Origin of the sequence: Bifidobacterium tissieri (genome assembly GCF_002259645.1) — a bacterium.
Lineage (GTDB): Bacteria > Actinomycetota > Actinomycetes > Actinomycetales > Bifidobacteriaceae > Galliscardovia > Galliscardovia tissieri.
Genome location: NZ_MWWV01000004.1, coordinates 69,847 through 91,134 on the forward strand (window position 1 = coordinate 69,847; position 21,288 = coordinate 91,134).

Below are 21,288 nucleotides of genomic sequence, written 5' to 3' on the forward strand. Positions count from 1 at the left end.
TTCATACGGTCGAAGCAGTGCTTCCTCTCAGCCTTCGCATTCTGTGGGATATGCGAAAGCCCCCGTGTCCGAAGCTGATACTACACGGGGGCCTTACAAAGTGCAATGGTCAATTCCGCGAAATCATGGGAATTGTCGATGAACGGTTCCGTAGATCTACGTAGTTCACCATGATTGGCGGAACGACCGCACGTAATTTTGGGTTACCGGGCGAGCTTGCCGAGAATCAGCGCCTCGGCGAGGATGTTCTTCTTCAGACTCGGCAGGTCGATGGACTCGTTGGGGCTGTGCGCGTTGGCTTTCGGGTCCTCGGGGCCGGTGACCAGCACCTGCGCCTGGGGGAAGATACGCTGCAGTTCGGGGATGAACGGGATGGATCCGCCTTCGCCCTTGTTCGCGGGCTCCACGCCGAACGCCTCAGCCAGCGCCTCCTCGGCGTCCTTGACGGCGGTGCAGTTGGGGTCCATGGCCCAGCCCTTGCCGTTCTCCAGCGACTCGACGGTCACTTCGGCGCCAAACGGGGCGTTTACCTTCAGGAACTCGGCGAGCGCGCGCTGCGCCTCCTCGGGCTCCTGGTTGGGCGAGGTGCGCATGGACAGGCGGAAGCGAGCGGAGTCGGCGATCACGTTGAACGAGCCGTCCACGGGATGCGCATCGAAGCCGATCACGGTCACGCTGGGCTTGGTCCACAGACGGGAGGCGATCGAATCAGTGCCGGCGAGACGATAGCCGGGCACCACAGCGGCGTCGGCGCGCAGGGACTCCTCGTCAAGATCGCGCTGGAGTCCTCCGATCGGCTCCTCGGCGAGCAGGCCGGGCACCACGAGGTTGCCGTCCTTGTCATACATGGACGCGATGAGCATGGATGCGAGCGTGTTCGCGTCGAGGATCGGACCGCCGAACTGGCCGGAATGCACGGGGTGGCCGAGCACGCGCACGGTCACGTCCACGCAGGTGTTGCCGCGCAGGGAGGTGGTCAGACTGGGGATCTCGGCGGACCAGTTGCCGGAATCGGCCACGATGATCACGTCGGATTCGAACTCGGCGGCATGCTCTTCGATGAACGGGATGAAGCTGGGCGACCCCATCTCCTCCTCGCCTTCGATGAACACCTTCACGTTCACACCCAGATCGTCTCCAAGGGCGTGCAGCGCGCCGGAGTGGATGGCGATGCCGCCGCCATCGTCGGCCGCGCCACGGCCGTACAGACGACCGTCGTCCTTGGCGGTGGCGACGAACGGATCGGTGTCCCACTCCTTGGGATCGGGAACCGGCTGCACGTCATGATGGGCATACAGCAGTACAGTGGGCGCCTGGGGATCCACGATGCGCGAACCGACGACCTCCCACGCACCGGGCGTGCCATCCGGGTTGCGCGACTGGACCACGCGAGCGTCCACGCCCTCCTCACGCAGCACCTCGGCCACGAATTCGGCGGAACGCTTCATATGATCGGCGGTGATGCCCAGCGCCGACACGGATCCCAGTGCGATCTTCCGGGATAGCACGTCAACGACCCGCTGCCAGTCCTGATCCACGCGGGAGCGCAGCTCGTCGAAACCGACCTGTGCCATATAATCATCCTCCTTGGCGATTGGTGTCATGTGGCTGTATAAACCCTATGAGTCTAGGCGTCACCGTAACCTGCTCGTATGACATGGAACCCTTTCAAACGTTCTGAAGACAAGGAAAAGGCCGAACAGACGCCGGAAGAGACGCCGCAGAGCAACGGCAAGAAGAATCGTCCCACTCCGAAGATGAAGGATGCGCAGGCCGCCAAGATCCGCCCGCTGGTCCCCAAGGACCGCAAGGCGAGCAACAGGGCCGCCCGGCAGAAGATGCGCGCGAAGCAGGACGCCGAATACGATGCCATGAAGACCGGCGATCTCAACCACATGCCCAAGTCGGAGCGTATCGACTACCGCATCTACATCCGCGACTATGTGGACGCCCGTTGGAATCTGGCGGAGTTCATGATGCCGTTCGTCATCATCATGCTGTTCTGCTCGATCTTCGTCACCTCGATGTACCCGCAGCTGACACTGTGGCTGATGGTCATCATGTACGCGTACTTCATCGTCGCGATCATCGACATCGCCGTCATGTGGCGCGGACTGAAGAAGAAGCTCATCGCCAAGTACGGTGAGAAGTCCGTCGCCAAGGGCACACGCTCGGGCAGCTACGCGTGGTCCCGCGCCATGCAGATGCGCCGTTGGCGTCTTCCCCGCCCGCGCACGCAGAAGCGCGGCCAGTGGCCGAACTGACCGAACCGGCCGAACCGATCAGGAATGAGACTCAATTGGTCTGAACCTGATCTGAGCCGCGAGCGAAACCCGCCCGTTACGAACAGCCACGTCGTCGTCCAGCTTCTATGCTGGATACGACGTGGTTTTTCTGTATCACAGTACTAATATCATCAATGCGTGCATGCGCGGTTCACCGACACAAAGGAGCTGACGTGACCTTGGCAACCGAATTCGATGTCGTCGTCGTGGGAGCCGGACCCGGAGGATACTCCACCGCACTGCGGGCGGCCGAACTGGGACTGTCCGTGGCGCTGATCGAACGCGACGAACGTCCCGGAGGCACCTGCCTGAACCGTGGATGCATCCCCACCAAAGCGCTGATCACCGCAGCCAGAGCCGTGGAACAGGCACGCGCCGCCGAACGGTATGGCATCACCATACGAGTGGAGGACGTGGACTTCGGTCGGTTGGCCGACTACCGGGACCAGAGCGTACGGACCATGACCGAAGGCCTCGCCGGTCTGCTGCGCTTCCGAGGGATCACCACGATCCAGGGCACGGCCAGTATCGAACCCGAATCAACGGATGCCGACGACATGCATACCGTGTTCGTGACGCTGCAGGACGGATCGATGCGCAGCATCACCACCCGTCATATCGTATTGGCCACGGGATCCCGCCCCCGCCCCCTACCGACGACTCCGTTCTCGCAGACCGTGCTCAGCTCCGATGAAGCGCTGACGCTCGACACGTTCCCCAGTTCCGCGGTCATCATCGGGTCGGGTGCCATCGCGCTTGAATTCGCAAGTCTGTGGAACGCCGCCGGAACGCAGGTCACCCTGCTGGTTCGTCGGGGAGGCGTGCTGTCCCATTGGGACCGCCGGGTAAGCGCCACCCTAACCCGTGAACTCAAGCGTCACGGCATCACCGTGATCAACAACACCAACGTCGACGAGATCGAGACCGGCGTGAATCTGGGCGCGACCGTACGATACACCCGCACCGTCGGCCATACCACGGAACAGGGAGTAGCGGCAGCGGAAATCGTGCTCGCCGCCATCGGACGCACACCCAACACCGATGCCGACTGGTTCACCGGAACCGGCATCGCGCTTGACGATGCCGGATTCGTTCATACCGACGATATGGGACGCACCACGGTACATGGCATCTGGGCGGTGGGCGATATCACCGCCGGTCACCAGCTCGCCCACCGCGCCTTCGAACAGGGCATCACCGTGGCCGAGGCCATCGCCGGACTCGATCCCGCCCCGGTTGACGAGGCCACCGTTCCGAGCATCGTCTTCTCCTCCCCCGAGGCCGCATCCGTTGGCCTGACCAAGGCCGAGGCCCAGGCGCGGGACGGCTATACCGAGGTAACAGAGACGATCTATCCGATGATGGGCAATTCCCGCACCATGATGATCGGCGAAAACGGATCGATCACCGTGGTCAGCGCGGTCGATACCGCAAGCGGCGATCGCGTGGTGGCCGGCATCCACATGGTGGGCCCGGAGGTCTCCGAAATCGCGTCCGAGGCGGAGCAGATCGTCGGCGGCAAACTGCCGTTGAGCACGGTCGCACGACTGATCCACCCGCATCCCACGTTCTCCGAAGCGCTGGGCGAGGCACTGCTCAAGGCCGACGGCAGGCCGCTGCATATGCGGTAGACGCCCCAAGGACGACTCCGAATCCACGGTTGAAACCCGCGTCTGAGCCTTATCTGGACACGGCGTTTCATCCCGCAGCAGACCACTTGGCAGAAAGTCAAGTACACTATTTTCCAGCAAACCCAAAGACGACAGACCGAAAACGTGTGCCGTCGTCAGGTCAAGGAACAGTCAAAGGACATCATGGCAGACAACGAGAAGACCGAGAAGAAGGCAAAGAAGCAGGGCACGATCAGCCAGATCATTCAGATCTACAAGTTCACCTACGCGGATGACAAGCAGCTGCCGTTCCTGATCGCAGGAGGCATCATCCTGCCGATCATCGTGGCGGCGGCCGCATGCGCCATCCTCCACGTGCACTGGATCACGTGGATCTTCACCATGATTCTGGGCGTCATGGTGGGCCTGCTGTTCGGCACGATGATCCTCACCCGCCGCGCCGACAAGGTGGGCTACCGCCAGATGGAAGGCAAGCCAGGTGCCACCGGAGCCATCCTCAATGGCATCACCAAGGCCGGCTTCTCCTTCCCGCAGGAACCGATCTGGATCGATCCGCGCACCAAGGACGCCATCTGGCGTGGCACCGGCCGCACCGGCGTATATCTGGTGGGTGAAGGCGACTACGGTCGTGTGATGAAAGCCATGAGCCACGAGGAGGCCAAGATCAAGCGCATCACCCGCGGATCCGACATCCCGATCATCAAGCTGTCCGTGGGCGACGGCGAGAAGCAGGTGCCGCTGAGCAAGCTGCAGAAGACCGTGATGCGCCAGAAGGTGAAGCTCACCAAGTACGAGCTCGACGAGCTCAACGGTCGTCTGCGCACCCTGCAGTCCAAGAACACCATGGGCGTGCCGAAGGGCATCGACCCCACCAAGATGCACGTCAGCCGCAGGGCCATGCGCGGCAAGTAAAGACCAGTCAGCAGCATTCGTTCGTTCCGTTCGTCGGCATTCTCGTCAGACAGCGGGAGGAACGGACATCACGGCATGACGAAGGCCGGGACACCATCTCATATGGTGACCCGGCCTTTCTTGTATCAGGTCACCGTCGACTCCGCATAACCATGCGTCTTCCGAGCCGCAGGTTTCGCTTCACGAAACATTCTCGTAACTCAGCGGCCCCCTAGGGGAAATATCGAAGAGTATCTTCAACTTACGTAAGTTCTCATTGATAAAGGAGCGACTGTGGCAGAGAATAAGATTTTCGCCCACACCCCTGAGGAAGTCGAAGCGCTGATCAACAAGGAAGGCATCGAGTATGTCTCCGTCCGCTTCACCGACCTCATCGGCGTCCAGCAGCATTTCACCGTGCCGGCCAGCGAGTTCACCGACAATGCCTTCACCGATGGCATGCCGTTCGATGGCTCTTCGGTTCAGGGCTTCCAGGCCATCAACGAATCCGATATGAAGCTGATCCCGGATGTGACCACGGCTTACGTCGACCCGTTCCGCAAGCACAAGACCCTGAACGTCGCGTTCTCCATCGTCGACCCGCTGACCGACGAGCCGTACTCGCGCGACCCGCGTCAGGTCGCGGCCAAGGCCGAAGCCTACCTGAAGTCCACTGGCGTTGCCGACACCGCCTCCTTCGCTCCTGAGGCCGAGTTCTTCATCTTCGACAAGGTGCGCTTCGAGAACACCATGCAGCGTTCCTTCTACGAAGTGGACTCCATCGAGGCTCCGTGGAACTCCGGCGTTGACACCGAAGAGGACGGCACCCCGAACATCGGTTTCAAGAACCGTGTCAAGCGTGGCTACTTCCCGGTTCCGCCGATCGACCACTACCAGGATCTGCGCGACGACATGGTCGCCACCCTGCAGCAGGTCGGTCTGCAGCTCGAGCGCTCCCACCACGAGGTCGGCGGCGCTGGCCAGCAGGAGATCAACTACCGCTTCAACACCCTGCAGCACGCGGGTGATGACCTGATGAAGTACAAGTACGTGGTCCACGAGGTTGCCGCACTCAACGGCAAGTCCGTGACCTTCATGCCGAAGCCGATCGCCGGCGACAACGGCACTGGCATGCACTGCCACCAGTCCCTGTGGAAGGACGGCAAGCCGCTGTTCTACGACGAGAAGGGCTACGGCGGACTTTCCGACCTCGCCCGCTGGTACATCGGCGGTCTGATCAAGCACTCCTCCTCCGTGCTTGCCTTCACCAACCCGTCGCTGAACTCCTACCACCGTCTGGTCCCGGGCTTCGAGGCTCCTGTCAACCTGGTGTACTCCGCCCGTAACCGCTCCGCCGCCATCCGTATTCCGCTGGCTGGTACCTCCCCGGCTTCGAAGCGCATCGAGTTCCGCGCTCCGGATCCGTCCTGCAACCCGTTCCTCGCCTTCTCCGCCCAGCTCATGGCCGGTCTCGATGGCATCCTGAACCACATCGAGCCCCCGGAGCCGGTCGACAAGGACCTCTACGAGCTGCCGCCGGAAGAGCACGCCGGCATCAAGCAGGTCCCGAGCTCCCTCGCTGAAGCCATGGACGCCCTGGAAGAGGATCACGACTTCCTCTCCGCCGGCGACGTGTTCACCGAGGATCTCATCGAGACCTGGATCGACCTCAAGCGCGGTGAAATCGATCAGGCTCGTCTGGCCCCGACTCCGCTTGAGTACGAGCTCTACTACCACATCTGATCAATTACCCTTAGAATCGTTGGAATTTCAACTATTCTGTTTACAAGGGTAGCCAAAAGGTAGCCATTGCTTGGCAAAAAGAAAGCCCCTGAGATGCATGTCTCAGGGGCTTTTGCTATGCGACTTCCGATAGGTCGGTGGGTAGTGCGGCCACCCAGTCGTCGAGGTCTGTCCTTCGTATGCGAATCGTGGAGGACCCGGCGTAGCATTCCTGCAACAGATGGTTCTTCACCTGCGCGCGGATGATCTTCTCGGGGATGCCGGAAAGCGCCGAGGCTTCGGGAATGGTGAGCGTCAACCGGTCTGCGAGAGGGACAACCGGCGTATACTGCATGGGCTTCATCTCCTTACGATCTTGGTTGTAAGGTTCAGCTGCCTGATTTGCTCATAGGTGGTGCATTGGGCTCGGGCGGCGTTGTACTGGTCTTCGGTCATCACGGTGAGCCGGTCGGCGTGTCGTCGGCCGTCGGCCGTGATACCGTGAATCATCTGGATCATGATTTCCCGGGGAATCCATGTCATGATGCCCTTGAAGGCACTCATATCGGGGGCCGTGCATCGCAGCATCCGCCGCGCGCTGACGATGGCGTAACGCCGCTTGTCCGGGTCTTTGCGGAGCCGTGCCCGGCTGATGCACCAACGCCGTAGCTGGCGACGCAGCACATGGAACGTGTGCAGGTCCAGACGGTAAAGCATGGTATCTGCGACCGGCAGTTTGCGGTCGTGCCCCCACATGCGACCGGGTCCCGCCCTCCAGTCATAGGGCATGTTGTCTAGTTGCCGTTGGTAGTGCCTCACACCGCGACTGGCGTGCTTGGCGCAGTATGCAGCCCACCCTTCACCGCCGTCGATGCACCGTACGTCCTGCGCCTGCGGCAGCGCCGCTACATCATCAGCTTTGAGTAACGCCACCCACCTGCCGATGACCATCCGCCACACCATGGTGTCGTCCACGATGTAGGTCCGGCGGTATCGCTCGAACGAGTCGCCGAACCACATGATGCAGTGCAGGTGCGGTGTACCCTGTGCCGTGAACTCCAACACCCAGTAGTAGTGCAGCAAAGCCCGGCGTTTCAGGTATCCCAGCAGGCGATCCAGCCACCGGTGGAACTCGTCAGGCGTCACACGGTTCATGGCTTCGGCGGGAATTGTCAGCGTGACCGCGTAGGCAGTGCCGGGCATGATATCGAAGTCGATGCTTTGCAGGTACTGGGTGTTGCGTCGGGAGACCCCCGGAGTCCAGCCGCGATTAGCCGGCCGCGGTAGCGGATCCCGTTCAGGCTGATATTTCGGCGGATCGGATTCAGTCTTGTATCCCGGAATTGGCAGCTCCATCATGGACGTGGCCGAGCTGCCGTGTCGTCGTATTTGCAAAATGGGCATAGTGGCCCCCTCCCCTGCGGGCCAAGAATTTGATGAAAAATGAAGCCTAATATCAAGAAAAGGTGCAACGGTTGGCGCTCATGTCGTGGGCGGCGTCTCCCGCGCGGCTCCTCACGCCTTCGGCATCGTCACCACGCTACCGGCACCGCCCACGGCAACGCCCGACTGTCAGCCGCCTGAGACGGTCATCTTGGAATCCCGTTCTTCGAGGGCATGACGCGCATCCGATACGGACATGTAATCGAAACGCACGTATGCCAATCGTCCTTCGCCGTTTTCGGTGACGGCGAGACCGGGCTGGTCGAAGCGTATGCCACGCGGATCCGCCTCGCCTTCGTCCGGCAGTTCGCCGAGAACGGCCATGACGGACTCCTGCCGCCGGACACGCAGACAGATGCGACGGGCGATGTTGTCGCGAAGACGGCTTGGAATGGCGTCGATCGTAGGCCGTTGGGTCATCAGCAGCACGCACCAGCCGGCGGACCGGCCACGGGTGATGAGCTGCCAGACCGCCTGTTGAATACGAGCCAGCCGTGTCTTCCGTTCCCGATCGGTCTCCCCCGTACCCAGCCAGAGTTGGCATTCGTCGAGTACGACGAGATTCATGGGGGTTTCGGGAGTTGGCCCGTGATGCCAATAGTCGGGATCTGTGGCGTCCCATGGATGCCGTGCGATGGACTCGTTCATGGCGTCCACGAGCGTTTCCAGACGGTCCGCGACAGTCTCATAGTCGATGGCATCGTTGATGTAGGTATCCGCATACGGACGGCACCAATCCCATTCCATGCCACCCTTGCCATCGAGGACATGAACGCGGGCCAGCGGCGACAGCAATAGTGGCAGTACGAGCATGATCGCGCCGGCTGATTTGCCGGAGCCGGACTCCCCCGCCAGCAGGACGCCGTTCAACTCTCTGAACGACAGAGTGGCCGGTGAGCCGTCCTCCCATATGCCATACCGCACCGAGGCGTCGGAGCCCATGGGAGGGACCGTCTTCACCACATGGACGGTATCGGTGACCGCAGGCGGCTTGGACTCGGCAAAAACTGCACGGAAGCTGCCAGGGCCAAGCTCTGACACCTCGGCCCAGCCGAATCCCAATGCGGGGAGACCGGTATCGACTTTCTTACGGATTCGGTCAAGCGTCATCCCCGCACGAGGCACAGTGAACGTCAGAATATGCCCATCCCAGTGTGTCCGATAGTGGGAATCGTCATCCGGAGCGATGATTTCGAGTTTTACGAGAGCGTCGCGGCCGCTGCGGGCATTGAGCACGACGGCATGAATGAGGTCCGCGCCGGGTGCAATATGCCACAGCCATCGGTGAGATATCCCGGCGACGCCTAGCAGCACTGCCAGTGCGATGAGACCGCAGAGCAGACCGGCATCAGGAGCCAGCAACCAGCCGACTATCAGCCATGCTGTCGATATCATCGCCCCCCATACGGCACGGATTCGATACCGCAGATCCACGAATGGGTACCATATGGAGACCGCCAGCAGTAGGATCGACAGCAGCACGATGACGATGATGCTCATCACAGCCCTACCAGCCGCCGGACGTCGTGGACCAGATCCGTCGCATCGGCCAGCCACGCCGGATCCCACAGCGGCGTCCATGCCGCCACCAGCCAATCGGCCCAGTGCACCATAGCCGGCAAAACCGCGATCAACAGCAGCAGGCGCGGCACGATGCAGCAGATGCTAAACCATAGCCATGAGCACGTGGCATAGGTGAGTTTGAGGAAGGCGCGAAGGGTTTTTGTTTCGCAGAACCCGTCATATACCGCCAACAGATCGTCAAAGCATTTATAGTTAAAAATGATGATCCTCCTTTTGTGTGTGGTAGGGATTCATCGGGTGGCGGGTGCGCCAACACCCGCCACCGTCATTTTCAGATGGCGGTGTCTACCGGTTCGATGGCATCAGCCCAGATGGTGTGGCTGCGACTGCGATCACCCCATGTGCGCAGACGCGGGTTCACGAGCTCGACCGGAGTACCGAGCGCGATCGAAGCCGGCGTGGCTGTGGTTTTGACGGTCATCTGCTCCAGTCGGTGCGCCCCGCCACCAAAAATTGTGACATTGTAAATGTCCTTGCCGTTTTCCGCGACCGAGATTTCATCAGTGGGTTTGCCGTCCCTATAGACACGTGCAGGAACGGCACCCCCGTACACGAACATCACATCCGAGGTATCCAGACCGAATTCCATAACACATCCTTTCGTAATCGTTGTGTTTTCAAGGGATTTGCCGCGCGACACGTCTATCATGTCATGCCCTAAACGCTTTCTCCGGGCCCTTTTTCCAGCAAATTCCCAGATACAATACTGAGTCGGTCTGCACATAAAAAAACCTAACAGGCGTTTTGTGCTTCAAAGTTTTCCAAAGCCGCCAGTTTTTCTAAGTGCTAGACTGAGTCGGTCTGCATATATGATATTTTGGTTGTTATTATTGTTTACTTAGTCGTAACAAAAAAATCCCCGAATGGTTTTTCCTCCGGCGTGGCGTGTGGTATTAATCAGTATCCGATAAAAACTAGCGCAGGGCCACGGTGTCGTGACCCCTTGCTTCTAACTGACCATGGAATATCAGCCTGCCATCCGCCTTGCACGGCCTTTTTCGTCCCAAAGACGACATCCATGATTCCGTCTAACGTCAGGATCATAGAGATCAGCTAGCGACTGGCCGGACGACCCGATTGAAAGGCACAAATTTTACTTGCACCCTACACGAATCTGTTAACATTATTTATATGTTCTTCTATAAAGACTATGCGCAGTACATTGATTCACTGTCGAATTCGCTTGTCCGCATCGATCACAATGAATATCTTCTAAAAGGCCCCCGTGAACGGATAATATACGTATACGATAATCGTCCGTTATCCTCTCTCCATATTGGGGAGCATTTTAAAATTACCCTCAATCACTCCAAAAAACGTATGGTGTCACGACTCACAGGATATGTTTGGAGGCCAGTGGATAAAGCAGATACAGGCTGCGCCGTCTCATACAATGGAACAGCTTTCGGAGCTTTCCATCCATATGAAATTTTAGACCTCGAACGAGCAATGTCCAGAATCGGATGGAAGCTGTGGCTAGATTGTAGTTTCAATAGCTGGTACGCTGAAAAATGGCCGGCAACAGTCATACACACCGCAAACCCCAATGCGCTAACTCGCATGACCGAGATCATTTCTAAATACAAAACTTGGCCCATATCGGGAAGTCAAATCATCGAAGACGAAAAGAACGAAGAACATAATGCATGGCTGAGATTAATCAGAAAACACATCAAGACCGAAGGCGTTAATATCGAGGCAGCAATCAAACTTTACCTGCCCGAGGGGAGTGACCGTATCAATAATTTCATAAGCAGCCATTCCACATGGCGCGGAGACTGCACAGTCAAACTAGAACCTCCACGAAAGGGATCAAAAGCTAAGCCTAGGCCCTACATCGAAACCGACGATGGCAAAATCGTATATATCTCCCGAGTACGACGCAAAGAATACCCTCTGCTAATGAATAACATCGGACAGAAAATATACGTAAGCGCATATCGCAACCTAAACACGGCCACAGGCACCTATGAATATAATCTCATCCTCGCACCATACTTCGACAATTAGCTATCACCGTCATTACCTGATACTTATTGACGATTTACGAATCCAAAACGCACCGGCAATAACTAATCTATTGACAGCATCGCTGCAATCTCCGAGGTGGCCTTCAACATATCCGCCGTAGACACGTGTGTGTACACGGTATCGGTGACCGACACCGAAGCATGACCCATGATGGACTTACGCACGGCACTGTTGAGCCCCAGTTGCATCATGGCGGTGGCGGCGGTATGGCGAGCGGAGTGGGGTACATAGTGGCCTTCGATCTGGGCATTGCTCAATGCCTTAGCAAAATGAGGTTCCTCATCCGCCTGCCTACGTAGATGCTTGCCATCGGCACCGACGAACACGAGATCATCCGGCCGTAGATTGCCACGGGCCTTGATGAATGCCAGCAGCTCTACAGCGAGCGATTGCGGGAGAGGAATCACTCGATAACCGCTGTTTGTCTTCGGCGGCACAAGATATGCCGAATCCTCAAGATAACGCACGGACATATCGGCGGGAAAATCACGCTCGTCCTCCGAAAACTCCTGCAACTGCTGACGCACGACAATACAGCACACACCATCTATCATCTGCACCTCGTCAACGGTCAGGCCAAGCCGTTCACCCTGACGCATACCCAGCTCGAATGACAGCCGCCACATGAGGTGCCACATCGGATCAGTCTCGGCATCAATAAGTGCACGTGCCTGTGCGGCACTCAACGTGGAACGGGTGGCGGGACGTACACGTGGCGGCGTCGCACGGTCAGCAGGATTGTACTCGATTATGCCTTCCTTCACTGCATCATCCAACGCCTTATGGAGAGTCCGCCACGCGCTACCAGCCGTTCCACTGGACTTGGGATTGCGGGGAGGTACGGAATCCGGGTCCCCTTTGGTAATCCACTGTTCCATAGCCCGAAAATGCTTGGGTTGCAGCTGGTGGAGTCGCACGCCGCCTATTGACGGCTTGATATCGGCGTTGACCACACTTGAGTACGTCTTCCATGTCTTAGGACGCAGGCGCGGCTTAACAAACTCTTTCAGCCAGCGGTCGAGCCAATCCCCCAACATCGGCGATGTCCTGTTAGGCAGCTTACCGGAACGTTGATATTCACGTACCGCCTCATCCAGACGCATACGTGCAATCGCCTTCGTCTTACCACGCCGCTTCAGCACACGACGCTTCCCCGTAGCAGGGTCAGGAGGCAGAGCGAACGTAGCACGGAACCCATCACCATCAGCACAGCAAGCATATTGACGCATGTATCAAAGCATATCCCACTGGGATACAAAACGGGATACACAAGTGGCCATTCATAGACATCTATAGTCACCTACAGCAAACCACCAAAGCTTTTGGAACTGTTGGAATAAAGCCATTTAGTCTGAAAAAACAACACTACGGTCAAATCACTAAAATCAGATACCACATCTGATCGGGTTTGTCGGATTCGGCGTCAGTGCTGTCAGTGCTGAGTTAGCAGTGAATCCGGCAGAACGATAGTGCACGGTAGTGCAGGAAACGAAGGCCTGCTGGCATCATTCCGATGTCAGCAGGCCTTTGTCGTATCTAACGTGGCATGCCGCGGCGCCAAACGAGAAATTCTTTTTTCGATTCTCTGTCGCTTGGCAGAGAACGAGCAAACGCCATGATTTTGTATTCTCTGCCACACCGTGTGGTAGGGAATACAAATACAAGCGTTTTTGGGCTTCCCTGCCAAGAAATCGTGGCAGAGAAGCCCAAATCCACGCAATACGGCGTTCGGTGCCACGCGGCCGCGGCACAGAACGCCATCACATCACTATTTCGCATTCCCTGCCACGATCAGCATGTCAATCAGCGCAATATCAGCGACCGTAAGCCGCTCATGCGGCAAATCTGGCGGCATAATCCATGGAAATCCGTGGCAGAGAACGCGGAAAAGTCCAGATTGCGCATTACGTGCCAAACCGCGTGGCAGAGAATGCCCATATAGGGCCTCAAACCATTCTCTGCCACGCCCACCGCAAGCGACGTAGGCACCCCGCGCGGACCACAACGTCAGATTGCGGTCTCAGCCATGATCAGGTGGACGTTCATACGCATGATCCTGGCGTCGGACCGGGTGATCTCGCCGTGCTCCAGCATCTCGCGAATGGTATCCAGTTCCATGCGCAGGGCATTGGCGCGCACGGCCTTCAATCCTGCGGGCTCCGTCGTGGAACCATTGATCGGTATACCCTTGCCCTCGATCTGATTGAGTCCCCTGCGGTATTCGACGAGCAGGTCAGTCACCACTTCCACCGCGGTATAGCGTTTGTCGAGCAGCACATCATCCAGACGATCGATGACATGGTTGTACAGCGGCACCTGCACCTTGCGAATCGACGCGGTACGCTCCGCCTCAATCGCAGGCGTGTACTGGGCGATCATCGCCCACGTTCGCCGAACGCTTGGCATGAAACGCCGACGCAGACGCGCCAAGCGGAAACGCAAACCACCAGGATAGGGGTTATCCGATTCAAGCCGGGACAGCGAGCTCTCCACATGATCAAGCAGATACTTTGCCCCCTGGATCTGGGTCTTGGTTTCCTGATCCGGATGCACCACGCTTTTACGTGACGCCAGCATGTCCTGCAGCCAGTCGCGTTCCCATTCCAGCGTCTGGATACGCAGTTTGTTCGCATCCTCAAGGGTCGAGGTCGGCAGATTCGTCTCCACACGACGAATTCGATCGTTGTATCCCCTGAGCACCTGCGTGGTGGCGGCATGGGTCTCTGGGGTATCGACGTCGACGATCTTCGCGATCGTACGTCGCAGCATGTCGATGTCGCGCTTGGCCCATTCCTCACGGGACGAGTCGGCCGGCTTGGGAGACAGCAGCGGCAGCATGATGTTGGCCATCAGAATCGAGATGATGATGTATCCGGAAACGATGAATATGATGATGTCTCGCACCGGCACGCTGGCACCGGAATCGATGGAATATGGCAGCGAGTACGCCATGGCGAGCGATATCGCGCCACGGGGGCCGCCAAAGGTCATCACCACCGCGGAGTGCCAACGCTGACGTGTCATTTTCCTGCGCAGTCCGGTGGTGGTGTCCTTGGCGATGCGCAACGTGCATGCGCACCAGATGAATCGCAGGATCAGCGTCATGATGGTCAGCAGCACGACCAGCCCCAGAACCACCCACAGGTTGACGCGATTGTCCTCCACGATCGTGCGCATGGCCAGCGGCAATTGGATGCCGAGCAGCACGAACACGGTGCCGTTGAGCAGAAAGTCGACGAACTGCCAAACAGAGTTCGAGACGAGATTGACACGGGCGACATCGCCGCCCACGCCCTTGTGCGGGAAGGTGATCACCACACCGCAGGCCACGACGGCCAGCAGGCCGGAGATGCCGAGCCCTTCGGCGGCAAGATATGCGCCGAACGGCAGGAAGAGCTCCATGAGTATGCGCATGGTCACGTCTTCGAAATTATGCCGGCGCATGGCGAGGATCATGCGGTCGAACACCCATCCGATCGCCGCACCCACAACCGTGCCGAGCAGGAAGCTGAGCAGCACCTGCGCCCCGAAGCTTGCCGGCGAAAAATGCCCGGTCGCAAGCGCCACGAGCATGGTCTGAAATCCGACGAGGCTGACGGGATCGTTGAGCAGACTTTCGCTCTGCAAGACCGACTGTTGCCTCGGCGTGAGTTTCACCACGCCTTCCAATTGCGCCACGGAGACCGCATCGGTGGGGCTGATGATGGCACCCATGGCCACTGCCGCCATCATGGGAATTGCAGGCCAGAGCGCATGGAGTGTGACACCGCTGAGTATCATCAGCGCCAGCACCAGTCCCACGGCAAGCGACAATGACAGATTGAGATCCTCGGCCAGCGCCTTGCGATTGATGCTGCGCGATTCCAGATAGAACAGCGGAACGATGAAGAACAGCATGAACATGTCCGGCTCGAACCTGAAATTGGGCAGCGCCGGAGTGAAATACCAGAGTATGCCGAACGCGATCTGAATCAGCGGTGTTGAGATCTTGGGAAGGAAACGACTGAGGAACGACGACACCAGCACTGCGAACAATATTTCCGCCACCAGCACCGCATTGCCCATGTCCCCCGCGCTCCTTGATCCCCAACCATTCCGGTATTCCGGACCTTATTGCCGCGACGGCCTCGACAGTCGCCACGGCCTCATTGTCATGCTATGGGATTCATCACACGGCAGGGCGCATCCTTACGGCTCACGTATGCAAAACTCGCGTTTGCATACGGTTTCCTAACGGCACTTGATAGAGATACCTTCTATACAGGCACCCCCGATCCGTATCATCCCCGTATCAAATAGCCCTCGTATTGTCTGGCCATCAGTGGACGATCGTGACCGGGCATTCGGAAAAGTCAAGTACCCGTTTGACCAGCGCACTGGGATCATGATCGTGCTCCGTGGATTCGCCGGATCCCACAACCAGCCAGCACGCGTGGCGTGACGCCTCGAGCAACCCACGACATGCGGGAAGTTGGAACGCCTCGGATTGCACGGTCAACTCCGCGGGAATGTTGACCTCCGCGACGGCATCGGCCACGAACCGTTCAGCAAGAATCTGCGCCCCCTTGTCGGACATGGCCTTACGGCCGGTGATTCGCGTCATCTGGTCCATCTGCCAGCAGAAGACGGCGTGCAGGGAACGATGGTTGATCATGGCCTCGCGTATGCCGAATGCCAATGCGTGCTTCGATGATTCCGATCCATCCATGCCCACGACGATCGGCCGATGTTCCGGGTCGAGATGCGGATCCTGATGCGGATCCGAGCTAGGGCGAACGTCCACATTCGACAGCGTCCGCCTCGTATTCGCGTTTGCATTCGCGTCCATGACGACGCCATTGGTCGCCGACGCCAGCGTCGCGGTTTCCGACATGTCGGACAGCTCGTCGGTTTCGTCCTCGATGCGGACCACGGTGACGGGGGTATCCGTGGCCCCAGCAACCGAGGCGTGCAACGATCCCATAATCCAACGGGGCACGACGCCCATGGACCGACGGGCCAGCACGATCTGCTGGGCGCTGCCGCCCAACCGCAGCAGCGACGCGTATTCCGTGGCCTTCACCGAAGTAAATTTGAGATTCCGACGGTCGAAGCCGATGCGTTCGTAGCGGGCATCCACCCATTGGATAAGATTGCGCTCGATGTCATGACGGGCGTCCCGCCATTCCTCATCGTCATGCATGTGATCGGTGCCCGTGGACCATGACGGGGTCCAGCCGAATACGGCATTGACGGTCTGCCCCGTTTTCGCGGACTCGCGCATCGCGAAATCCAAAGCCGTATAGGAATCGTCGGTGCCGTCGACGCCAACGACGATATCGGCGTCGACGGATTCTGGCCGATACTCTGGCATGTCTGCTTTCCCCTCCCGCCGAAGCGACATCGATATCGAGTATCGATCGGCGCGCCGGCGAAGAATGATGTCGACTCTATTGGATCGAAATCATAGGGCCTGCATCGCGACATCGGAAATCCATACCCCCTACCTCTAACGTGTTCATAACACCCTCTACCCCCTAGAGTTACAGAAAGGACTGTGTTTTCAACGAAAAATCGGTGCGACTGCATGGCAGCAGTCACACCGATTCGTGATGAATGGACAGATTGGACAACCGGAATGGACGACCAGACCAAACAGCCGGAAAACCAGTATCCCAACCAGCTCTAGCTAGCTCCAGCTAGCTCTGCTTGGAACCAGACCGCACCCGAAGCACCAGCGTCCGGATCCAGTACACCGCGTAGCACAGCACGATGATGACGATCATGTAGATCAACGACGGGCGCATGGATTCATAGACCGCCGACAGTATGATCGTACCCACGCTGAGGATCAACGTGACGATCGGCACCACCGGCCATGCGGGCGTGTGGAACGACAGCTCGTCCACGCCGCGGCCTTCCCTCTTCATCTCCAGACGGAAGCGGATCTCGCAGACGGCGAGCACCACCCACACGATCACGATGGCCAGACCAGCGCTGGACACCAGCGCCAGATAGATCACCGACGCGGCGGTGACCGACGACAGCAGCGCCAACAGACCGCCGATCATGGCCGTGCACAATGCGATCAGCGGCACACCGTGCGAGGTGGTACGTGAGAACACGCGCGGGATCATATGCTCGTTCGACAGCGACCACAGCATACGCGTGGACGCGTACAGGCCGGAGTTGGCGGCCGACAGAATGGCCGTAAGCACCACGAAGTTCATGATGTCGCCGGCGAACGGCAGACCGATCGCATCGAAGACCAGCACGAACGGGCTCTTGTCCACGCCGGCGTCCTGCCACGGAATCAGCGCCGACATCACCACGATCGAACCGATGAAGAAGATCGCCAGACGCCAGAAGGTGGTGTGGATGGCCTTCGGAATGTTCTCGCCCGGATCCTTGGTCTCCCCTGCGGTCACACCCAGCAGCTCCGTGCCAGCGAACGCGAACACCACCGTGGACATTGTGGAGAACACGGGAGCGAACCCGTTGGGGAATATGCCGTCATTGACCAGATTGGTCAGTCCCGGCGCATGCGAGTAGCCTGCGATCGGCAGAATACCGACGATGGCGAGCAGACCGATGGCGATGAACGCGATGATCGACACCACCTTGATGCCGGCGAACCAGAATTCGGCCTCGGCGAACGATCGCACGGACAGCGCGTTGAGCGTGAAGATTAGTACGATGAACAGTGCGCTCCACGCCCATGCCGGCGAGTTCGGAAACCACTTCTGCATGATCAGACCGGATGCGGTGAATTCGGAACCGAGCGCACCCATCCACGCGAGGAAGTAGATGATGGCGATGGTGAAACCGGTTCCGGGTCCAATGAACCGTCCGGCGTACACATGGAACGAACCGGTCTGCGGCATGGCGGTGGCGAGTTCACCCAGGCACAGCATGACCATATATACGTTCAACGCGCCGACGGCATAGGCCAGAATGGTGCCGATCGGACCAGCCTGATGAATGGTGTAGCCGGAACTCAGAAACAGTCCGGTGCCGATCACGCCGCCGAGCGCGATCATCATCAGATGACGCGTCTCCATTTTGCGCTGCAGCCCGACGTGTTCGCCGGTCGCCACGTCCACGCCCTGATCCTGGCTCAACGATACGGCCGTTTGCGCCGATGTGGAATTCGATGCGGGCCCTGAAGCCGAAGTCATGCACCCTCCCCCTTTTTTCGGTTTTCGGATACGGCCTGAATGCCGACCATCCGGATACAATCCGTTCAACTGTATGTCGGCGGCAATGGCCGTATGGCGGCTTGGCTATAGGCCTTATCTATGGCAGGTTATGGGAATGACGATGGCGGGGGTGGTTTTGCCATTCGTGAATCGCGTTTCATTCAATTCGCATTCGACACCCACAGAAGGCGCACGCCAACACGGCATAAAAAAATCCCGCCACACCGGGCGAGACCACAACATCAGACAAGCGGGATGAGTACGGACGCCGTTGGCCGTATCCCCTGACCATTGATTGTTCAGCGTGATTGTGAGATCACTTGGCTGAGATCACTTCTCCTCGAGCATCTGGTGACCGAGTTCGGTCATGGTACGAGCCATGGAGTCGTTCACGTAGGTCAGCTCGGAGAAGCCAGCCATAGCAAGACCACGCATCATGTTTTCCTTGAAGGACATTGTCATTACCTCTTTCCATAGTGTCGGCGTTGCCGCCGGTTGATTCCTTGCCATCCCGGGATCCTCATCCCGCGGTGGCAGTCCATAATATAGGACCATGCGGTAATGCTTGCGTAAACAATATCCATCATTTGCCGAACTCGGCAACAAACCGCAGTTCGAGCACCGATCTCGCGCAAGAAAACATAGGAATTAGGTATTGACTCGGCTCCTATGAGCGCCTTCGGAAACGAAAAATCACAGAACTCGATAGTACCGAGAATTGGGCGTTGGAATTCCAATGGTCTATTTTCGGTACTATCGAGTTCTGTGATTTTCAAGCCGTCGTTCGCTACACTTCAGTCTTGGCGCGGTCCTCGGCGAGGATACGCTCGGTCTCGGCGATCTCCTTCTTGCCCAGCGGGTACCAGAAGGCGAGAATCAGCGCGGCGACGCCCAGGCACACCACCGGCAGCAGCGTGGCCAGAGCGTACACACCCTGCACCGTACCGGCCGACTGGACGACGGCGTGGCCGGCGGTGCTGGACTGGTACCCGATGAGACCAAGCAGGACGCCGCTGATGCCATTGGATGCGGCCTGTCCCATCTTACGGGCCCACGAGTTCAGGCCGTAGATGGTGCCGTCCTCGCGGATCTTCGTAATGGCCTGATGATGGTCGATCACATCGGTGATGAACGCCCACACCATGAGGTTGAAGTAGCCCGCGCCGATCGCACCGAAGAACATAAGCACCAGGTACACACGCCAATCGGTCAGGTGCACGAAGTACATGATGCCGTAGATGACGACAGCGAAGACCAGCGTGACGACGGCGGATTCACGCTTGCCGAACCTCTTGGCGATGCCGGTGGCGAACGGGGCGAGCACGAGCACGGTGATGTAGTTGAACATCACGGCGATGGCCATGCCGGTCTTGTTGTGGAAGTAGGTGTCGAACAGATAGGTCTGGTTGATGGACGCAAGCTGCTGGTTGATCACCACGAAGAAATCGGTGACGATGAGGGCGAGCAGGGCGCGGTCCTTGAACATGGATGCGACCATCTTCTTGGCGTCGAGCTTGCGACCGGCCTGCACGTTGGTGCGCTCGGTGGTGCAGCGGACGGTGATCTCATAGGAGATCCACGCCAGAATGCCGCACACGATGGCGATGATGAAGAAGCGGGTGCCGGAAATCACCTGCTCGCCGGCGACGTTGGTCTCGTACATGAACAACGGGATCATGTAGCCGGTCAGGGCACCGGCGATGGCGGATCCTGTGGAGCGGAACGTCGACAGCGACGCGCGTTCATCGGACTTGGCGCTCAGCGCGGAGGCCAATGCGCCGTAGGGGATGTTCACCGTCGACAGGAACACGTTGAACAGCACGTAGGTCACGGCGATGTACGCCACCTTGGCGGGCAGGGCCCAGCCGGCAACCACCGGCAGGAACAGCATGATCGCCACGATGATGAACGGGTAGCGGAAACGACGGATCCACGGACGGAAACGCCCCTCACCCGGTTTGACCGCGCTTTCGTCGGCCTTGTTGCCCACATACACATCCACGAACGCGTCGAAGATCTTGGTCAGCATCATGGTGATGCCCACGATGGCGGCGGGCACGCCCAATCCGTCCGTGTAGAACTTGAGCACGAATCCGTTGACCAGACCAAGAATAAAGCAGTTGCCGACATCGCCGAACATGTAGCCGATCTTGTCTTTGAGACCAAATGGCGGCAGCGACTGCGCCTTGTTCGTTGCAGACATAATTCCTCCCGATACGTCCTTGTATGCACATGCGCTCCCGCGCGCACCATGCAATCGGATAGTGTGAGTGCGTTGTTGGATTTCGGTTCTTCCGTGAGCCGGTATGGAACAATCTAGCAGTGATGAACATCACAGAGGCGGCAACGATTATCAAAACATGATAAGAAACTACCTGTTTTTGACATCCGCGTATGTTCGATCATCGTGTATCAATATTCAGTAGTTTTGCAATGAAAGCTTTTACAACCGACTCTTCTATAGCGCAAATATAGACAGTCTCATGTCAAAAACTGTCAATTTATCCTTACTCAGCGATCGAC

The 21,288-nt window shown here is 58.4% G+C and carries 16 protein-coding genes; 5 read left to right on the top strand and 11 right to left on the bottom strand.

The genetic code is table 11. The features are described 5' to 3' along the window. Nucleotides 1–203: 203 nt before the first annotated feature. Complete coding sequence (locus BTIS_RS03305) at nucleotides 204–1,574, bottom strand: dipeptidase (RefSeq protein ID WP_094662625.1); 1,371 nt, start codon at nucleotides 1,572–1,574, stop codon at nucleotides 204–206. Between the two features lie 78 nt (nucleotides 1,575–1,652). On the opposite strand from BTIS_RS03305, the gene BTIS_RS03310 reads away from it, so the two are divergent. The 4 genes from BTIS_RS03310 (at nucleotide 1,653) to glnA (ending at nucleotide 6,550) form a co-directional block, all read left to right on the top strand. Then, nucleotides 1,653–2,264, top strand: coding sequence for a DUF3043 domain-containing protein (locus BTIS_RS03310; protein WP_094662627.1), 612 nt, complete (start codon nucleotides 1,653–1,655; stop codon nucleotides 2,262–2,264). A gap of 200 nt (nucleotides 2,265–2,464) precedes the next feature. Beyond that, complete coding sequence (gene lpdA, locus BTIS_RS03315) at nucleotides 2,465–3,916, top strand: dihydrolipoyl dehydrogenase (protein ID WP_094663076.1); 1,452 nt, start codon at nucleotides 2,465–2,467, stop codon at nucleotides 3,914–3,916. A 183-nt stretch (nucleotides 3,917–4,099) separates the two neighbouring features. Further along, nucleotides 4,100–4,828, top strand: coding sequence for a DUF4191 domain-containing protein (locus BTIS_RS03320; protein WP_094662629.1), 729 nt, complete (start codon nucleotides 4,100–4,102; stop codon nucleotides 4,826–4,828). Between the two features lie 273 nt (nucleotides 4,829–5,101). After that, the gene (glnA, locus tag BTIS_RS03325) at nucleotides 5,102–6,550 is read left to right on the top strand and encodes a type I glutamate--ammonia ligase (RefSeq protein ID WP_094662631.1); all 1,449 of its coding nucleotides are present in this window, start codon (nucleotides 5,102–5,104) and stop codon (nucleotides 6,548–6,550) included. Between the two features lie 115 nt (nucleotides 6,551–6,665). Here the strand turns inward: glnA and BTIS_RS03330 are convergent, their stop codons facing one another. The 5 genes from BTIS_RS03330 to BTIS_RS03350 form a co-directional block, all read right to left on the bottom strand. Further along, entirely contained in the window at nucleotides 6,666–6,884 is a 219-nt protein-coding gene (locus tag BTIS_RS03330; protein ID WP_094663078.1) for a helix-turn-helix domain-containing protein, read from the bottom strand. A 5-nt stretch (nucleotides 6,885–6,889) separates the two neighbouring features. After that, nucleotides 6,890–7,888 carry a rolling circle replication-associated protein gene (locus BTIS_RS03335; protein WP_143248853.1) on the bottom strand — a complete coding sequence of 333 codons (999 nt, stop codon included), beginning with the start codon at nucleotides 7,886–7,888 and terminating at the stop codon, nucleotides 6,890–6,892. A 213-nt stretch (nucleotides 7,889–8,101) separates the two neighbouring features. After that, nucleotides 8,102–9,472, bottom strand: coding sequence for a zonular occludens toxin domain-containing protein (locus tag BTIS_RS03340; protein WP_094662635.1), 1,371 nt, complete (start codon nucleotides 9,470–9,472; stop codon nucleotides 8,102–8,104). Then, complete coding sequence (locus tag BTIS_RS11825; RefSeq protein WP_094662637.1) at nucleotides 9,472–9,726, bottom strand: hypothetical protein; 255 nt, start codon at nucleotides 9,724–9,726, stop codon at nucleotides 9,472–9,474. The genes BTIS_RS03340 and BTIS_RS11825 overlap by 1 nt, the downstream gene beginning before the upstream one ends. Nucleotides 9,727–9,827: 101 nt before the next feature. Next, nucleotides 9,828–10,145, bottom strand: coding sequence for a hypothetical protein (locus BTIS_RS03350; RefSeq protein WP_094662639.1), 318 nt, complete (start codon nucleotides 10,143–10,145; stop codon nucleotides 9,828–9,830). A gap of 767 nt (nucleotides 10,146–10,912) precedes the next feature. Here BTIS_RS03350 and BTIS_RS03355 point away from each other — a divergent pair. After that, nucleotides 10,913–11,566: a hypothetical protein gene (locus BTIS_RS03355; protein WP_143248855.1), complete on the top strand. Its 654-nt coding sequence runs from the start codon at nucleotides 10,913–10,915 to the stop codon at nucleotides 11,564–11,566. A 62-nt stretch (nucleotides 11,567–11,628) separates the two neighbouring features. Here BTIS_RS03355 and BTIS_RS03360 read toward each other — a convergent pair whose 3' ends face one another. The 5 genes from BTIS_RS03360 to BTIS_RS03380 all read right to left on the bottom strand — a co-directional run bounded on the left by BTIS_RS03360 (nucleotide 11,629) and on the right by BTIS_RS03380 (nucleotide 20,968). Further along, nucleotides 11,629–12,690, bottom strand: a complete 1,062-nt coding sequence (locus BTIS_RS03360; protein WP_245819249.1) for a tyrosine-type recombinase/integrase — start codon at nucleotides 12,688–12,690, stop codon at nucleotides 11,629–11,631. 904 nt (nucleotides 12,691–13,594) lie between these two features. Beyond that, nucleotides 13,595–15,652 carry a cation:proton antiporter gene (locus tag BTIS_RS03365; RefSeq protein ID WP_094662645.1) on the bottom strand — a complete coding sequence of 686 codons (2,058 nt, stop codon included), beginning with the start codon at nucleotides 15,650–15,652 and terminating at the stop codon, nucleotides 13,595–13,597. A 253-nt stretch (nucleotides 15,653–15,905) separates the two neighbouring features. Beyond that, the gene (locus BTIS_RS03370) at nucleotides 15,906–16,940 is read right to left on the bottom strand and encodes a universal stress protein (protein WP_158216819.1); all 1,035 of its coding nucleotides are present in this window, start codon (nucleotides 16,938–16,940) and stop codon (nucleotides 15,906–15,908) included. 325 nt (nucleotides 16,941–17,265) lie between these two features. Next, entirely contained in the window at nucleotides 17,266–18,744 is a 1,479-nt protein-coding gene (locus tag BTIS_RS03375; RefSeq protein WP_094662649.1) for an amino acid permease, read from the bottom strand. Between the two features lie 808 nt (nucleotides 18,745–19,552). Continuing rightward, on the bottom strand, nucleotides 19,553–20,968 hold the full coding sequence (locus BTIS_RS03380; RefSeq protein ID WP_094662651.1) for an MFS transporter: 1,416 nt from the start codon (nucleotides 20,966–20,968) through the stop codon (nucleotides 19,553–19,555). Nucleotides 20,969–21,288 lie beyond the last annotated feature (320 nt).

Excerpts from the sequence above, each read along its gene's own strand:
- BTIS_RS03305 (WP_094662625.1), bottom strand. The coding sequence starts at position 1,574 with ATGGCACAGGTCGGTTTCGACGAGCTGCGCTCCCGCGTGGATCAGGAC.
- BTIS_RS03310 (WP_094662627.1), top strand. The coding sequence starts at position 1,653 with ATGACATGGAACCCTTTCAAACGTTCTGAAGACAAGGAAAAGGCCGAA.
- BTIS_RS03320 (WP_094662629.1), top strand. The coding sequence starts at position 4,100 with ATGGCAGACAACGAGAAGACCGAGAAGAAGGCAAAGAAGCAGGGCACG.
- BTIS_RS03330 (WP_094663078.1), bottom strand. The coding sequence starts at position 6,884 with ATGCAGTATACGCCGGTTGTCCCTCTCGCAGACCGGTTGACGCTCACC.
- BTIS_RS03335 (WP_143248853.1), bottom strand. The coding sequence starts at position 7,888 with ATGATGGAGCTGCCAATTCCGGGATACAAGACTGAATCCGATCCGCCG.
- BTIS_RS03340 (WP_094662635.1), bottom strand. The coding sequence starts at position 9,472 with ATGAGCATCATCGTCATCGTGCTGCTGTCGATCCTACTGCTGGCGGTC.
- BTIS_RS03350 (WP_094662639.1), bottom strand. The coding sequence starts at position 10,145 with ATGGAATTCGGTCTGGATACCTCGGATGTGATGTTCGTGTACGGGGGT.
- BTIS_RS03360 (WP_245819249.1), bottom strand. The coding sequence starts at position 12,690 with ATGCGTCTGGATGAGGCGGTACGTGAATATCAACGTTCCGGTAAGCTG.
- BTIS_RS03365 (WP_094662645.1), bottom strand. The coding sequence starts at position 15,652 with ATGGGCAATGCGGTGCTGGTGGCGGAAATATTGTTCGCAGTGCTGGTG.
- BTIS_RS03370 (WP_158216819.1), bottom strand. The coding sequence starts at position 16,940 with ATGCCAGAGTATCGGCCAGAATCCGTCGACGCCGATATCGTCGTTGGC.
- BTIS_RS03375 (WP_094662649.1), bottom strand. The coding sequence starts at position 18,744 with ATGACTTCGGCTTCAGGGCCCGCATCGAATTCCACATCGGCGCAAACG.
- BTIS_RS03380 (WP_094662651.1), bottom strand. The coding sequence starts at position 20,968 with ATGTCTGCAACGAACAAGGCGCAGTCGCTGCCGCCATTTGGTCTCAAA.